Genomic DNA, 15,057 nt, shown 5'->3' with positions numbered 1-15,057 from the left:
CCAGTTCATCTTTTCGGCGTCAGGCGGGTACTTCTATGCCGGCTTCGCGCATGCGTGCCAGCTTGTAGCGCAGGGTGCGCGGGCTGATGCCGAGCTGCTCGGCCACTTCACGCCGGCTGCCGCCACTGCTGTGCAGCGCCTGCAAAATAATGCGGTGCTCCTGGCTTTCCAGCTCTTCACCCAGCTCCTGCGCGGCACCGGCCGGCACCGGCACGGAAAGCGGGCTGCCCTCATCCAGCAAAATATCGCCGGCGGCGATCTCGTCTTCGGATGCCAGGATCAGCGCCCGCTGCATGACGTTATCCAGCTCGCGCACATTGCCCGGCCAGTGCCAGCCCGTGAGCCGGGTTTCGGCCTGCTTTGAGAGTGCCACGCCATGGCGCCCCTGAGCCTGAGCGTGACGATGCAGCAGAAACCGGGCCAGCGGTACTATGTCGGCGGGGCGCTCGGCCAGGGCCGGCCACGCCAGCGGAAACACATTCAGCCGGTAGAAAAGATCTTCCCGAAACCTTCCTTCGCTCACCGCCTGGCGCAGATCCCGGTTGCTGGTGGCGAGCACCCGCACATTCAGCCGCAGGGTCTTGCGTCCGCCCAGCCGCTCCACCTCCTGCTCCTGGAGCACCCGCAGCAGCTTGGCCTGCAGATTCACGTCCATTTCGGTGATTTCATCCAGCAGCAGGGTGCCATCATGGGCCTGCTCAAACTTGCCCGCACAGGCCTGCACGGCGCCGGTAAAGGCCCCCTTTTCATAACCGAACAGGGTGGCTTCGAGCATGTTGTCGGGAATGGCGGCACAGTTGATGGCCACAAAGGGCTTGTCGGCTCTGGCCGAACGGCGGTGAATAAAGCGCGCCAGCACCTCCTTGCCGGTGCCGCTGGGGCCGGAGATCATCACGCTGGCATCGGTGGCCGCCACACGGGCCGCCAGTTGCAGCAAGTGGCGGCTGGCGGCGTCTTCCGCAATGGGCTCTTCATTGTTGTGCAATGCCGGACGCACAAAACGCCGCACCCGCTCCAGCAGGGCATCGGGCGTAAAGGGCTTGGCCAGATAGTCGACGGCGCCGGCACGCATGGCGGCCACTGCCCCCGACACCTGGGCGTGAGCGGTGATCACCAGCACCGGCAGGCCGGGCAGGCGCTCGTTTATCCAGCCCAGCAGCTCCAGACCGTTCATACCCGCCATTTGCACATCGGTGATCACCATGCGCACCGGCGTTTGCTGCAGGTAAATAATGGCGTCTTCGGCGCTGGCCACACAGTCGCAGCCAAGGCCGGCCAGCTCCAGGGTGTCCTGCAGCGCCTGCTGCAGGCCGGTGTCGTCTTCCACAATCAGAATATCGGTATTCATTGTGATTCCTCATGCTTCGCCAATGGCAGACACAGGCTGAAACAAGTGCCTCGCCCCGGCGCAGAGCTCACCTCCACCCGGCCCTGGTGGGCCCGCATGACCGAGGCCACCGCTGCCAGCCCCAGGCCCGTGCCCTGACTGCGGGTGGTATAAAAGGGCGTGAATATATCCTTTTGCAGGGCCTCATCCATGCCTTTGCCGTTGTCGGCAAGGCGAATGACAACCCAGCCCCTTTCACGCTCAGCACTCAGAACAAGGGCATCGGCCCCGGCCTCGATGGCATTTTCCACCAGGTTCAGCAAAATGCCCTTCAGGCTGTTGCCGTTCCCCAGTACGCTCAGCGCGCTTTTACTCCGGCATTCAAGACGGGCCTTGCCGGAAAGCAAAGCAGCGGCCGCATCGGCGGCGCTGTTTAGCAGGGTGTCCACACAAAGGGGCTCGGCCAGGGCAGCCTGATCCGGGCGGGCAAACAGCAGAATGTCGCTTATTTGACGTTCAATGTCGGTGAGCCTTTCCATCAGCCGCTGCTGAAACCGCGCCCGTTGCGAGGCATTCAGCTCGGGGCTGGCCAGGTTGGCGCCATACAGGGTGGCCGCCGACAAGGGCGTACGTATTTGGTGAGCCAGGGTGGCCGCCATGCGCCCCAGCGCCGCCAGCCGCTCGGCATGCCCCTGCTGCTCGGCCCAGGCCCGGGTGGGGGTCAGATCGGTGAGCTGCACCAGCTGGCCGGGCTGACCTTCCAGATGGGAAATGGCCAGTTGCACCCGCCGGCCATTTTTGAGCGACACCTGCAGGCCGTCGTCGGGCCGGGGGGCAAAGGCCCGGGTGATCACCTCAAGCCAGGGCATGTTGAGCAAGGGCTCCCCCAGCAATTCGCGGGCGGCGGCGTTGGCGCGGCTGACCGTACCGTGGCCGTCCACCCACAGCAAACCACCGGGCATGGTGTGAAGAATTTCTTCAAGGCGCTCGGATCCCAGCAGGCTGAGCCAGGGAGCATCGGTGTCGGTATGGGGGGGCGTTAATGTGCTCATGGCACGCATTATTCAAAATACGTGCCATGAGCAAAATAAAAACCACACCCTGCCCCTTCCCTTGCCAAGGGGAGGGAACAAGTCACGCTGTCATTCCGGCCACCGAGCCGGAATCTTGTGGCACCCAGGGTCGCATTGAAAAAGATGCCGGCTCAAGGCCGGCATGACTGACTTACGCGCAAATGAGCCGGTCAATCCCGCCCAATCCCGTACTTCTTCATCTTCTCCACCAGGGTGGTGCGGCGCATGCCCAGGTGCTCGGCGGCCCGGGCCACCACGCCGTCGTGGGCGTCCAGCGCCTTGCCGATCATGTCGACCTCGATATTGGCCAGCATTTCCTTGAGGTTGAAGCACTCGGTGGCGAGATCGGGAATGTGCAGCTCACCGTTCATGACCGGGGTGTCGTCTTCCGGTTCAAAATCAAAAAAGGTAGCCCCTTCTTCATCGAACTCGACGGGTTCATCGGAAAAAATGGACGCCAGAGCTGCCTGCTCGTCCATGTCATCGAACGACGCAGGTACATAATCGCCCCGGTATTTTTCCGGCAGATCGCCCGGCTCCACTTGCTGATCGGGGCACAGGATCATCATGCGCTCCACCAGGTTCGACAACTCGCGTACATTGCCGGGCCAGCGATACCCCTGCAGGGTCTGAATGGCCGCCGGCGAAAAGCCCAGATCCACGCGGTGCTCGCTGCGGTGGCGCGCCACCAGCTCTTTCAGCAGCAGGGCAATATCGTCTTTTCGTTCACGCAGGGGCGGCGCCGTGATCGGAAACACGTTGAGCCGGTAGTAGAGATCTTCCCGAAAGCGCTGCTCCTGGATCATTTCTTCCAGATCCCGGTGGGTGGCGGCAATGACCCGCACATTGGCCTTGATGGGCCGCGTGCCCCCTACCCGCTCAAAACTGCGTTCCTGCAACACCCGCAGCAGCTTTACCTGCATGGGCAGGGGCATGTCGCCAATTTCATCCAGGAACAGGGTGCCGCCATCGGCCAGCTCGAAGCGCCCCTTACGGGCCGATACCGCGCCGGTAAAGGCGCCCTTTTCATGACCAAACAGCTCGCTTTCCAGCAGCTCCGCCGGAATGGCTCCACAGTTAATGGGCACAAAGGGTCCCTTCGCCTGTTGCGACAATGAATGAATGGCCCGGGCGATCACTTCCTTGCCGGTACCCGACTCCCCCAGCAACAGCACATTGGCCTGCTTGTCGGCCACCTGACGAATAAGCCCTTTTACCGACTGCATGGCGGGGCTCTCTCCCACCAGTAATTCCTTCAGGCACTGCTCATGCTGATGTCCTTGCGCCACTGGCCGCCATTGCTCGGCCTGCCCCAGCAGCCGGGTGAGCTCGTCGTAGGTCAGTTCATTAATGGCGCCCAGCAGATTAGTCGCCCTGGTGCGGCAAGGGTTGAGCGTAATAAACACATGATGGGGATGCTCTTTCAGCAACTCGGCGGGCGGAAAGTCCGTTTCCCCCAACAGTACCGTCATGGTATGGGGTTGCTCCCGCAACCACGCCAGATCATTGGCGCGGCTGCCGCTGCGCCACTGCACCTGCATAAAGGAAAGGATAGCTTCCAGTCTTGACCGCCGTTCCTGGTTATGATCCATGATCAAGACACAGCCATTAAAGCCCATAGGGTAAATATCCTTTAAATTCAGTTGGTTATTAAATTTAATTTCAGAGCTTATCCCTAGCTCGACACCAGCATAACATTGAAGCGGTACACACATGAAACCATATGAGTCGTAATTCTGACACAAGCGTCAAAACAACTCGACAAAGATAGACGCAAAAAGTCGAACAATATTGATCAGGATCAAACTTGGAAAAGTAGGTGACTAATTTTCAATCTTGAGCAGGGCAGTCAGGTCAAACTTGGAGGCAGTCTGTGGCGGGAAAATGGCGCTTGTCATCATGCCCTGTAAACAGGCATACATTTTGCTTAGAATCAGGTTCATTCTATTGCACCAGAGAATCGGCATGCTCTCCAACAAAACCATCCTCATCACGGGAGGGACAGGCTCCTTCGGTAACACCTTCGTCCCCATGACACTGGCCCGTTACAACCCCAAAAAGCTGATCGTGTTCTCCCGAGACGAGATGAAGCAGTGGGAGATGGCCGCCAAGTTCCAGCACGATGAACGAATCCGCTTCTTTATAGGCGATGTACGCGACAAGGATCGCCTTTATCGAGCCCTGGATGGTGTCGACTATGTGGTGCATGCCGCCGCCACCAAAATAGTGCCCACCGCCGAATACAACCCGTTCGAGTGCGTTAAAACCAATATCAACGGCGCCATGAATTTGATCGATGCCTGCATCGACAAGGGAGTTAAAGGCGTTGTGGCTCTCTCAACAGACAAGGCCAGCAGCCCCATCAACCTTTATGGCGCCACCAAACTGGCATCCGACAAGCTGTTTGTAGCTGGTAACTCCTACTCCGGTGAGCACGGTACCCGCTTTTCCGTTGTTCGCTATGGCAATGTCATGGGCTCACGAGGCTCGGTCATTCCTTTCTTCATGTCACTTAAGGATCAGGGCGTATTGCCCATTACAGATCCTCGGATGACCCGCTTTATGATCTCACTCGAACAGGGTGTTGAGCTGGTATGGCATGCCTTTGAAGACATGGTGGGTGGCGAGATTTATGTGAAAAAAATCCCTTCCATGAAGGTAACAGATCTGGCCCGCGTAGTTGCCCCCGAAGCCAAGCAGGAATTGATTGGCATTCGCCCCGGCGAGAAGCTGCATGAACAAATGATCAGCGCTGAAGATGCCCACTACACCTATGAATACGACGAGCATTTCAAAATTTTGCCCAGCATTCATGGCTGGTCCAACTGTGAAAAACGCATCAAGAACGGCAAAAAAGTACCAGAAGGCTTCGTTTACGCCAGCGATAATAATGCCGACTGGATGACAGATGCTGAATTGCAAAGCTGGATTAAAGTAAATCGTGGAAAAATAGGCAGCATCTGATGATCCCCTACGGTAAACAGGAAATCACCCAGGCCGATATTGATGCGGTGGTTGAGGTGCTCAATTCTGACTTTCTTACTCAGGGTCCCAAAGTACCACTGTTTGAGCATACCGTTGCCACCAAGGTAGGAGCTAAACACGCTCTCTCTACCAACAGCGCAACCAGTGCACTGCATATCGCCTGCCTGGCATTGGGTCTTGGCAAAGGAGACTGGCTGTGGACCACTCCCATCACGTTTGTCGCCTCCGCCAACTGCGGCTTATATTGTGGCGCCCAAGTGGATTTTGTCGATATAGACCCACGCACTTATAACCTTTGCCCCAAGGCATTGGCCACCAAGCTGGAAGTGGCCGAGTGCGAAGGCCGCCTGCCAAAGGTGCTGGTAGCCGTGCATCTTTGTGGCCAGCCCTGCGATATGGCGGCCATACATGTACTAGCACAGCGATACGGCTTCAAGGTGATTGAAGACGCTTCTCACGCCATTGGTGGCAAGTATCAGGGCGAGTACATCGGAAACGGTCGCTACAGCGACATTACTGTGTTCAGCTTCCATCCGGTGAAAATCATCACCACTGCCGAAGGCGGCATGGCGCTAACTAACGATGATCAGCTAGCCGAGAAGATGAAGCTGTATCGCAACCATGGCGTGACTCGTGAGCCACAACTTATGACTCATGAGCCAGATGGTCCTTGGTATTACCAGCAGATAGAACTCGGTTACAACTACCGTATGACCGAGTTGCAGGCGGCACTGGGCATCAGTCAGATGGAACGGCTGGATTCCTTTGTAGCCCACCGACATCAGCTGGCCAGGCGCTACGATGAATTGCTGCAAAACCTGCCGGTTATCACTCCCTGGCAGCAGCCCGACAGTTACTCCGGGTTACACCTGTATGTTGTTCGCCTGCACGGTAAAACTCATCGTCAGGTGTTTGAACAGCTGAGAGAGCAGGGTGTTGGCGTAAACCTGCATTATATTCCGGTGCATACCCAACCCTACTACCAGAACATGGGCTTTAAGCAGGGCGATTACCCGCAAGCGGAGCAGTACTACAGCGAAGCGATCAGCCTGCCAATGTATCAGGGGCTGACTGATGAGCAGCAGGATGAAGTTATTCAGGTGCTGAACGCAGTTCTGGAGAAGGCAACAGCATGATCCGAGTTGCCATTATCCCTGCCCGGGGCGGCAGCAAGCGTATTCCGCGCAAAAACATCAAAGCGTTTTGTGGCAAGCCCATGATTGCCTGGTCTATTGAGGCGGCAAAGGCCAGCGGCTGTTTCGATAAAATTATCGTTTCCACGGATGATATCGAGATTGCGGAAACGGCCAGGCAATGGGGAGCACAAGTTCCTTTTATGCGGCCGACAGAATTGTCCGACGACTACGCTGGCACCATTCCGGTGATACGCCATGCGGTGCAGTGGCTTCAAGAACATGAAGGTTCTGTTGATTATGCCTGCTGCATTTATGCCACGGCGCCCTTTGTGTCAGCCGAAGATCTTCAGCAAGGCTGGCAACTGCTCAATGGCACAGCGCATGATTACGCCTTTTCGGTTACCAGCTATGCCTTCCCCATTCAGCGGGCCATTCGCATTACCGGGCAAGGGAGTGTGGCCATGTTTAACCCCGAACATTTCATGACCCGCTCTCAGGATCTGGAAGAAGCCTGGCACGATGCGGGCCAGTTCTACTGGGGCACAGCAGCAGCCTGGCTGGCCGAAAAACCACTCTTTGCCGGCGGCTCGGTACCGGTAAAGCTGCCCCGGCACCGGGTGCAGGATATCGATACCCCGGAAGACTGGACCCGTGCCGAGTGGCTGTTCAAAGCCATGCAGGCCAATGTGGTGGCTGAATGAACATCGCCTTTCGCGCCGATGCCTCCATTCAAATTGGCACCGGTCATGTTATGCGCTGCTTTACGCTGGCCGAAGAGCTGAAACGTCAAGGCCATGAATGCCTGTTTATCTGCCGTGAACACAAAGGGCACCTAGGTGACCTGATTGCCGCGAAAGGCTTTTCATTGCATTTACTGCCGGCTGGTGATAAAGCAGAGCATGCATCAGCAGAGCTGAACTGGAATGATCACGCCCCTTGGCTGGGTGTCACCTGGCAGCAGGACGCCGAACAGACCCGCGCTGTTCTCAGCAATCAGCCCGTAGACTGGCTGGTAGCGGATCACTATGCACTGGACATTGGTTGGGAGCAGCAGGCAGCCGAGGTTGCCGCCCGTATTATGGTGATTGATGATCTGGCCGACCGTGAACACCAGTGCAACCTATTGCTGGATCAGACCTTTGGCCGCAGCGCAGCAGACTATCGCCCCTTGGTGCCTGATAATTGCGAGCTGCTATGTGGCTCCCAATACGCATTGCTGCGCCCGGAGTTTGCCGAACTACGGCCTTACAGCCAGCAGCGCCGTCGCCAACCGGCACTACGCCAATTGCTGATCACCATGGGCGGAGTGGATAAAGACAATGTAACCGGACAAGTGCTTGAAGCACTGCGTGACAGCGAACTTCCGGCCGATTGCAGAATTATGGTGGTGATGGGAGCAACAGCTCCCTGGTTAGAAAGAGTAATCCAACAAGCCGAAACACTGCCATGGTCAACAGAAGTCAAGGTGGGGGTTAGTAACATGGCCCAATTGATGGCCGATAGTGATCTGGCCATAGGCGCTGCTGGAGCCACATCCTGGGAGCGGTGTTGTTTGGGCTTGCCTACTGTAATGGTGGTCTTGGCTGATAATCAGCAGACAATTGCTAATAACCTTGAAAAAGCAAACGCTGCCCGAGTTCTATCTAATAATGATCATCTTAGCTCATGTATATCAAATATGTTAGCAGCGTTAGTAGCACAACCACTCCAGCTTAAAAAAATGAGTCAAGCTGCTGCAGATATACTCGATGGCTATGGTGCTGACACAGTAATAAAGCGTCTGGAATCATGATATGAATAAAAATTCACATATAAAAGTACGCCCTATGCTCGAGAGTGATCTCGAATTTGTATTAGGGTGGCGCAACCATTCAGATGTGCGACGATATATGTACAGACAGCATGAAATTACGTTGGCTGAACACTCCCATTGGTTTGAGCGAGTATCTCAAGATAGCACTTATCACCTATTGATTTTTGAAATTGATGCCAAGCCCCTCGGATTTATTAATATTCACCAAATTACTGATGGTGGGGTGGCAGACTGGGGTTTTTATGCTGCACCAGGGGCACCCAAAGGAACTGGAAAATTGCTCGGGCAAGCATCATTACATTATGCATTTACTACTGCTGGCTTACATAAAGTATGTGGCCAAGCGTTGAGCTATAACGAACCCTCCATATGCTTTCATTTGCGCTTAGGCTTTGAAGAAGAAGGCAGGCTGCGTGATCAATACTTTGATGGGCAACAGTACCATGATGTTATTTGCTTTGGTTTGATTTCAAGCGAATGGAACACAAATAATGAGAGATAAACATATGGCTAACCTTCCGAGTATTAATATTGCTGGGCGCCAAATTGCTGCTGATACTAGTCCTTATATTATTGCTGAACTGTCTGCCAACCATAACGGGAAGCTAGAAACTGCTCTTCGTATTATTGAAGAAGCAAAAAAAGCAGGTGCAGATGCTGTTAAATTACAAACCTATACTGCCGACACCATTACACTTAACAGAAACAGAGAAGAATTTCAGATCAAAGGTGGCTTGTGGGACGGCCGCACACTTTACGATCTATATGAAGAAGCTCATATGCCCTGGGAGTGGCACAAGCCACTTTTTGAACACGCTCGTAAACTTGGCATTACCATCTTCAGCTCACCATTCGATAACACCGCAGTCGATCTGTTGGAAGAGCTGAATGCACCCGCCTACAAAATTGCTTCTTTTGAAGCCGTTGATCTGCCTCTTATCAAATATGTAGCCAGCACCGGCAAGCCGATGATCATTTCAACCGGCATGGCTGATGCAGAAGAAATTCAGGAAGCCATAGAGGCCGCGCGGGAAGGTGGTTGCAAGGAGCTGGCTATTCTTCACTGTGTTAGTGGCTATCCGGCACCAGCAGAAGATTACAACCTGCGTACAATCCCGGACATGATTGAGCGCTTTGGTTTGGTAACTGGTCTGTCAGATCACACCTTGGATAACACCACAGCCATCGCCAGCGTTGTTATGGGTGCGTCCATTATTGAAAAGCACTTTACTCTCGATCGTAATGGTGGTAGCCCGGACGACAGTTTCTCACTTGAACCTGCTGAACTCACAACCCTGTGCAACGATACCAAAACAGCTTGGCAAGCGCTTGGAAAGATTGATTACGGACGTAAGTCCAGTGAACAGGGTAATATTAAGTTCCGCCGCTCGCTTTATTTCGTTAAAGATCTAAAGGCCGACAGCATTGTAACTGAAGATGCGATACGCAGTGTAAGACCAGGTTATGGTTTAGCTCCTAAATATTTTGATTCATTAATTGGTAAGTTATTAAAAGAAAGTGTTAGTTACGGTCAACCAACGAATTGGAATTTGTTTTATGAATAAAACGTTTTACATGAAAATTAATTGCAACTGATGTGTTATACAAAGGTGCGGTTTATTATTCCTGACTTAATCTAACACTAACCTTGAATAATTGAGGTTTACCAAACTTGATAAAAGTTCTGAAAGCATTGCTGATAAAAAAGTGCTACTGACTTTGCTTATTCCTCTTAAATGAAAACTGGGCCGTTTATCCTAAATCAAGGAACTATCTTTTTTCATGTTACTCTCCTTCATACTTCCTTAAGACGATATTGTAGGAATTCTACAAGTGACTTTCAGGAAGAAGGTTTACAGCACACTTGATTAGCTGCAAGATGGTCTGGGTATCTAGTTGGAGTACTACAACAATGAACGAATCCATCAAGAAAAAATGTGCTGTAGTCTTGTCCCCATGTAAGCAATGATTGATGAAAAATCAGCTTAGCAAGAGAAGTGTCCAGGATGATTAAAATCTGACAGTCACGAGTTGAAAAGTCGGTAGCCGGAAACTGTCAGATCGTGTCTGAATCACTTCATTTTAAGAAATAGAAAGCCTTACCTCATTCATAATAACTTTTACAGCTTCTCTCCGTGTTAAATTATCATTATTCGGCAAAGAAATATGGACAACATCTTTATAGTAGAGCGCTCTTTTTTTAAGCACGCCGTCATTTTTAAAGTAATCTGAAGCATAAGCCACTATTGGAGTGCCCACAGCAGCAGCAAGAGAAAGAGTAGCAGTATAAGCACCAACCAAAACATTCAAGCTACTCAGCATTGCAGCTGTATTACCAAAGTCATTTTTTTGATCAAGTTCAGGTATAACATGTATCTTCCTGCCTGAAAGCTTTTCTATTTCTTTAATCTCATTATCGCACTCTACATACATGCAACTAAAAAAATCAGCATCCGGCATACCTGAAATAATACTAGCCACTTCATAAACATCTAGAAAGTGCTTACTCCTTGAACTACTAACAAAGCCACTTCGCCAGATTAAACCTACTTTGGGCTTATTCCTTCCTGTTAAATTAGCCAGCTTACTATTCCAAAAAGTTTTTTTATAACCCTCTACTTCAAGAAAAACTTGTTCATACAAGCTCTCCCTTCTTTCCCGATATATGAATGAAGGTAAATCTCCTGAAAGAATTATTTTGTCAGCATCAGATATCAGCTGAAATACACTTTCATCATTGCAATTAAAACTTTCTTCTGAAATGGGTATGAAGTTTATAGTAGGAAATGCACAGCTAAATATATCTTTTAATCTGGAAGCACAGAAAACATCAATGTGCTCGGCCTTATCTACGAGCCAACCGTAATTGCTAGCAAAAAGTAACTCATCACCAACCCCCTGCTCCCTGAATACGACAATTCGCTTACCTTTTAGACTTTCGCCGTTCCATACTTTATCTTTTATTACACTCCAGGATTTTCTGTATCGAATATGACGCCCGGCAAGATAAGCGTCAAAGTACTCATCCTTTAACCCTTTCGCACGATAATAAACATGCTTGTTCCATTTATTGGTCAAGTTACCTGGAATTACTTCATCCAACTTAAGACAAATATCATGTGCTTTTTCAATTTCCCCTAAATTCAGGTAGAATAAAACCAAGTTAGATGAAACTTGCTCATCCTGCGGTAAGTGTTTCCATAGTGAAAAAAGATCATTCATCAATGATATATGTACGTTTATATCTTGTGCACCGCTACGCTCATCGACCACTTTAAATCGAGCAAGTGTTTTATACTTAAAAAGATAAATATCATCCTCAGGAGAAACGGAAAAATTTGAAAATATTTTATCAGCATTCCCGTAATCATCATTTCTATAATAATAATAGCCAAGCAACTTTTTAGTCACATCATGATCAGGGAATTTTTCCACCAGTTTTTCAAGGTAGAACACTACTGCAGGAATGTTAAATACCATTTCAAGGCATTTTGCCAATGTACTTAAGTATTTAAAATGACCATTATCAACCGCTTTATCTAAATAAAATATTGCTTTTTCTCGATTACTTGATTTTTCCAGAAAAATACCATACAGCCCAAATACTTCTAAGTTCTCCTGCTCTATAGCAAGCAGACTTTCCAGAATTATTTTACCTTTGTCAAGTTCATCTTTATTCAGCAGTGCTTCAGATAAAGAAAGTGCTGAATCAACAAGGGTTTCATGCTCCAAGTCATTATCAGCAAGCAACTGTAGTTGTAACGAACTCAAACATTTGACATCTTCATTACAAATCAAAATAAATCGATTCAACAGATGTAGGCTAGAAGGAAACTGCTGATGCAACTTTAGATAAAGTTGTAATGCACTTTGATAATCTTTCAAAAAAAAGTGATTTTCAGCCTGGGACAACAAAAAGTCTTCATTTTCCGGAGATAAAACAAGAAGTTTTTCACCATACATAGCTGCTTTACTGAAATCTTGCATTTCCTGCAGTAGCTTTACAATAGTATGTAAAAGATCAACATTGTTATCAGCAACATCCAGTAGTTTCTCAAAATAAAAAAGGGCCTCTTCGAGACGCCTTTCATGGTAACAATGCAGCCCTTCATCTAATAGACGTTGAACTGTCATGTTTTTTTTATTTTTAAAAGCTTGCATTGCTACCATTCCTTAAACTAATTAACTCTGAAACTCTGTTGGAATATTATCCCAAGCAACCTTTATTTCTCGTAAAAGACGGCTTGCATTCTCTACCTGTTCAATATTATTTTCACTATTAGCCTCAACCAACTCACCCATTATAAACTCATATAGTTTATCCAAGTTAGTGGCTATTTCACCCCCTGCTTCATGATCCAGAGACATGCGAAGCTCTGCCAATATGAGCAATGTTGAACTTATCAGCTCACCACGTTGCTCATAGTTTTTTTGTTCAATGGCAACACGCGATTTGGCAAGACGTTCCAGTGAACCGGCTAGCAGCAACTTGACTATCTGATAGGGGCTTGCCACCGATTTTTGGCTATCGATCGCTACGGATTTATACGCTTTCATAGAACCGCGCATGGTTTACTCCTGATTATTTTTTACAGATTGGTACTCTTGGATAAGACGGCGGCCTTTATTAATCGTTTTAAGTTTATCAGCCAATTGTTGCCTTAAATTCTCAACATTCGTCTTAAGTTGTCGAGAGCGCGCTATGAGCTGCTCAGCTTCGACGTGATCAATACTAGGTTCTTCTTTGATGACTTTTTTCAACAACTCCCCTCTTAAAGCAATCTGCTTTTCGAGATCCACTTCATCAATAGAGTCCACATCTTTCAAATTTTGCAAAAGATGAATATCCAGTTCAGTGAGCGCCTTTAATACACTCACTGATTCATTCCCATGGTCGGCATATTGGAAAATGCAGCCATTACGGAGTTAAGTTGCTGGTTCATTTGGGCTACAGCCATATCCATCGCAGAAAATTGCTTGTAAACCCGAGTCTCAAAACCACTCATGTACAACTCAAACTTATCGGCATCTTGCTCTACTCGGGTCATCTGTTTATTAAGAGCATCATTTTTTTGAGTAATAACACCCTCATTCCCAATATATCCATCTATTAAGTTACTGAGCTTACTACCAACACCATCATCAGACGAAAACAAGGCACCCAACTGATCAAAGTTATCAGTAAGCTGTTTATTCAGCACACTATCATCAAGCTCTATTGAACCATCTCTTTTAGTTTTTACACCCAGGTCATTCAAGCTGTTCAGATCACCAATTGCCCCTGCTACCGATTCACCCAACAATGCTCTCATGTTTGACTGCAGGCTACGAGCGGTACTGTCTCCGTTCAAAGCGCCGGCCTTTTCATTCACCACATCATAGCTGGTCAATTTATTTAGCGTGCTCATCACCTTATTATAAGATGCAACAAAATCTTTAATATTGGTCTCTACGGCTTCCTTGTCATAACCAATAGTAAGAGTCGTATTAGGTTTTTCACCTGCGGCATTGTTCACGGCTTTCAAATCCAGGGTAACACCGGCGATGGCATCTTTTACCTGATTAGACTGGCTGGTAACAGTGGCACCATCAATGCTTACCTTAGCGTTCTGAGCTGCATTTATTTCTGTGGTCTGCCCCAGTGCAGTCAGGCTGTTCCCGGCCTCTCCATCCCCGTTACTGCTGGCTGCAACGGTGATCTGATGATCTTCGCCGGTTTTATCGGCAAAATAAACCAGTCGCGAGCCACCATCATCGGTAATGACTGTTGCTCTGACACCCGTGTTGTCTTCCGCGTTATTGATGGCAGCAGCCACATCGGCCAGAGAGCTCTTGTTAATATCGATGTTAACGGTAAAAGACTCACCGCCAACTCCCAGCGTCATACTACCAGAGCCAAGAGATTTATCTGGCTCTACGGCAGCCGACCCCAGCTTATGTGCCTGAGCAAGCTGTATCACCTGTATACTGTAGCTACCCGCCACGGCAGTGCTATCTGCCTTGGCGGCAATAAAGTCTTCATGATTCAGTGTCGCCGAACGCTTCTGAAAGGCTTCATCCTCAGTGAGCTTTTTAAGTGCGGTGTTAAACTCGTCCATCGCACTTTTAATGGTGCCATAAGCTGACAGTTGCACATCTATGGAATCGGCACGGCGCGACAACTGTTGATCCTTGGCTGCACGTTCGCCAGCTACGGTTGCATCAACAAAAGCCTGTATAGGAAAGCCGGAGCCTACGCCGGGTAACTTCAAATCTGCCACAGTGCTATCTCCTATGCTTTGGTATCAATCAAGCCTCTACTGGCTTCATTTAGGCGAGTAATCACATCCAGCAACTCTTCTGATGGTATCTGGCGTACCACATCGCCAGTGTCGCTATCGAGCACTGTGACCACATGCCGGCCCGAGTCTTCATCCACCCTGAACTGGAGCCCGCGATTAAAAGTACTGACAAAAGACTCCACCTGCTCTGCCATCTCTTCCAGTTGCTTGCCGCTCAGCTCACTTTTTTGTGTTTTATCCACGGCTTGCACGGCTTGGTTAGTTTGAGTGGCCTCGTTGCCGGCAGGCTGAGTGGATACGAGAGGCTGTTTCTGTACAGCATCTGTTACTGAGGCAGGCATGCGTTGAGAAGGGATAAGCGTATTCATGGTTGAGTCCTCATCACCAAAACCAAGACGCCGCTGAGCTTAATGACCAGGTATCTGTGACACTAAGCTCAACG

At 49.9% G+C, this 15,057-nt stretch carries 14 protein-coding genes; 6 read left to right on the top strand and 8 right to left on the bottom strand.

Going from position 1 to position 15,057, the window contains the following annotated elements:
• Window positions 1-19: 19 nt before the first annotated feature.
• From Q9290_RS00130 to Q9290_RS00120, 3 genes are all read right to left on the bottom strand, one after another.
• Window positions 20-1,348 (bottom strand): sigma-54-dependent transcriptional regulator, encoded by a 1,329-nt coding sequence (locus tag Q9290_RS00130; RefSeq protein ID WP_306077614.1) that lies wholly within the window; start codon window positions 1,346-1,348, stop codon window positions 20-22.
• On the bottom strand, window positions 1,345-2,388 hold the full coding sequence (locus Q9290_RS00125; RefSeq protein WP_371930877.1) for a sensor histidine kinase: 1,044 nt from the start codon (window positions 2,386-2,388) through the stop codon (window positions 1,345-1,347). Before Q9290_RS00125 ends, Q9290_RS00130 begins: the two co-directional genes overlap by 4 nt.
• 182 nt (window positions 2,389-2,570) lie before the next feature.
• Complete coding sequence (locus Q9290_RS00120) at window positions 2,571-4,019, bottom strand: sigma-54-dependent transcriptional regulator (protein ID WP_306077612.1); 1,449 nt, start codon at window positions 4,017-4,019, stop codon at window positions 2,571-2,573.
• A 346-nt stretch (window positions 4,020-4,365) separates the two neighbouring features.
• Between Q9290_RS00120 and pseB the strand changes: the two genes are divergently transcribed.
• Genes pseB through pseI form a run of 6 tightly spaced genes read left to right on the top strand, consistent with a single transcriptional unit; the run spans window position 4,366 to window position 9,899 of the window.
• Window positions 4,366-5,364, top strand: a complete 999-nt coding sequence (gene pseB, locus Q9290_RS00115; protein ID WP_306077611.1) for a UDP-N-acetylglucosamine 4,6-dehydratase (inverting) — start codon at window positions 4,366-4,368, stop codon at window positions 5,362-5,364.
• Window positions 5,364-6,521 (top strand): UDP-4-amino-4,6-dideoxy-N-acetyl-beta-L-altrosamine transaminase, encoded by a 1,158-nt coding sequence (gene pseC, locus Q9290_RS00110; protein ID WP_306077610.1) that lies wholly within the window; start codon window positions 5,364-5,366, stop codon window positions 6,519-6,521. The genes pseB and pseC overlap by 1 nt, the downstream gene beginning before the upstream one ends.
• Window positions 6,518-7,222: a pseudaminic acid cytidylyltransferase gene (gene pseF / locus Q9290_RS00105; protein WP_306077609.1), complete on the top strand. Its 705-nt coding sequence runs from the start codon at window positions 6,518-6,520 to the stop codon at window positions 7,220-7,222. The genes pseC and pseF overlap by 4 nt, the downstream gene beginning before the upstream one ends.
• Window positions 7,219-8,313 (top strand): UDP-2,4-diacetamido-2,4,6-trideoxy-beta-L-altropyranose hydrolase, encoded by a 1,095-nt coding sequence (gene pseG / locus Q9290_RS00100; RefSeq protein WP_306077608.1) that lies wholly within the window; start codon window positions 7,219-7,221, stop codon window positions 8,311-8,313. The genes pseF and pseG overlap by 4 nt, the downstream gene beginning before the upstream one ends.
• A 1-nt stretch (window position 8,314) precedes the next feature.
• Window positions 8,315-8,836 carry a UDP-4-amino-4,6-dideoxy-N-acetyl-beta-L-altrosamine N-acetyltransferase gene (gene pseH, locus Q9290_RS00095; protein ID WP_306077607.1) on the top strand — a complete coding sequence of 174 codons (522 nt, stop codon included), beginning with the start codon at window positions 8,315-8,317 and terminating at the stop codon, window positions 8,834-8,836.
• A gap of 22 nt (window positions 8,837-8,858) precedes the next feature.
• Window positions 8,859-9,899 carry a pseudaminic acid synthase gene (pseI, locus tag Q9290_RS00090; protein ID WP_371930884.1) on the top strand — a complete coding sequence of 347 codons (1,041 nt, stop codon included), beginning with the start codon at window positions 8,859-8,861 and terminating at the stop codon, window positions 9,897-9,899.
• Window positions 9,900-10,416: 517 nt separating this feature from the next.
• Here pseI and Q9290_RS00085 read toward each other — a convergent pair.
• Genes Q9290_RS00085 through Q9290_RS00065 form a run of 5 tightly spaced genes read right to left on the bottom strand, consistent with a single transcriptional unit; the run spans window position 10,417 to window position 14,983 of the window.
• The gene (locus tag Q9290_RS00085; protein ID WP_306077606.1) at window positions 10,417-12,495 is read right to left on the bottom strand and encodes a tetratricopeptide repeat protein; all 2,079 of its coding nucleotides are present in this window, start codon (window positions 12,493-12,495) and stop codon (window positions 10,417-10,419) included.
• 21 nt (window positions 12,496-12,516) lie between these two features.
• Window positions 12,517-12,903: a flagellar export chaperone FliS gene (gene fliS / locus Q9290_RS00080; RefSeq protein ID WP_306077605.1), complete on the bottom strand. Its 387-nt coding sequence runs from the start codon at window positions 12,901-12,903 to the stop codon at window positions 12,517-12,519.
• A gap of 3 nt (window positions 12,904-12,906) precedes the next feature.
• Window positions 12,907-13,212, bottom strand: coding sequence for a hypothetical protein (locus tag Q9290_RS00075; RefSeq protein WP_306077604.1), 306 nt, complete (start codon window positions 13,210-13,212; stop codon window positions 12,907-12,909).
• Entirely contained in the window at window positions 13,209-14,594 is a 1,386-nt protein-coding gene (fliD, locus tag Q9290_RS00070; RefSeq protein WP_306077603.1) for a flagellar filament capping protein FliD, read from the bottom strand. Before fliD ends, Q9290_RS00075 begins: the two co-directional genes overlap by 4 nt.
• 11 nt (window positions 14,595-14,605) lie before the next feature.
• Window positions 14,606-14,983, bottom strand: a complete 378-nt coding sequence (locus Q9290_RS00065) for a flagellar protein FlaG (RefSeq protein WP_306077602.1) — start codon at window positions 14,981-14,983, stop codon at window positions 14,606-14,608.
• Window positions 14,984-15,057: the final 74 nt, after the last annotated feature.

The sequence above is a fragment of the Oceanimonas aquatica genome, from assembly GCF_030732065.1.
Taxonomy (GTDB): Bacteria; Pseudomonadota; Gammaproteobacteria; order Enterobacterales; family Aeromonadaceae; genus Oceanimonas.
This window is presented reverse-complemented; position numbering and strand designations above follow the sequence as displayed.

What these genes read in the sequence shown, in the direction of transcription:
- Q9290_RS00130 (WP_306077614.1), bottom strand. Translation starts at nt 1,348, where the DNA reads ATGAATACCGATATTCTGATTGTGGAAGACGACACCGGCCTGCAGCAG.
- Q9290_RS00125 (WP_371930877.1), bottom strand. Translation starts at nt 2,388, where the DNA reads ATGCGTGCCATGAGCACATTAACGCCCCCCCATACCGACACCGATGCT.
- Q9290_RS00120 (WP_306077612.1), bottom strand. Translation starts at nt 4,019, where the DNA reads ATGGGCTTTAATGGCTGTGTCTTGATCATGGATCATAACCAGGAACGG.
- pseB (WP_306077611.1), top strand. Translation starts at nt 4,366, where the DNA reads ATGCTCTCCAACAAAACCATCCTCATCACGGGAGGGACAGGCTCCTTC.
- pseC (WP_306077610.1), top strand. Translation starts at nt 5,364, where the DNA reads ATGATCCCCTACGGTAAACAGGAAATCACCCAGGCCGATATTGATGCG.
- pseF (WP_306077609.1), top strand. Translation starts at nt 6,518, where the DNA reads ATGATCCGAGTTGCCATTATCCCTGCCCGGGGCGGCAGCAAGCGTATT.
- pseG (WP_306077608.1), top strand. Translation starts at nt 7,219, where the DNA reads ATGAACATCGCCTTTCGCGCCGATGCCTCCATTCAAATTGGCACCGGT.
- pseH (WP_306077607.1), top strand. Translation starts at nt 8,315, where the DNA reads ATGAATAAAAATTCACATATAAAAGTACGCCCTATGCTCGAGAGTGAT.
- Q9290_RS00085 (WP_306077606.1), bottom strand. Translation starts at nt 12,495, where the DNA reads ATGCAAGCTTTTAAAAATAAAAAAAACATGACAGTTCAACGTCTATTA.
- fliS (WP_306077605.1), bottom strand. Translation starts at nt 12,903, where the DNA reads ATGCGCGGTTCTATGAAAGCGTATAAATCCGTAGCGATCGATAGCCAA.
- Q9290_RS00065 (WP_306077602.1), bottom strand. Translation starts at nt 14,983, where the DNA reads ATGAATACGCTTATCCCTTCTCAACGCATGCCTGCCTCAGTAACAGAT.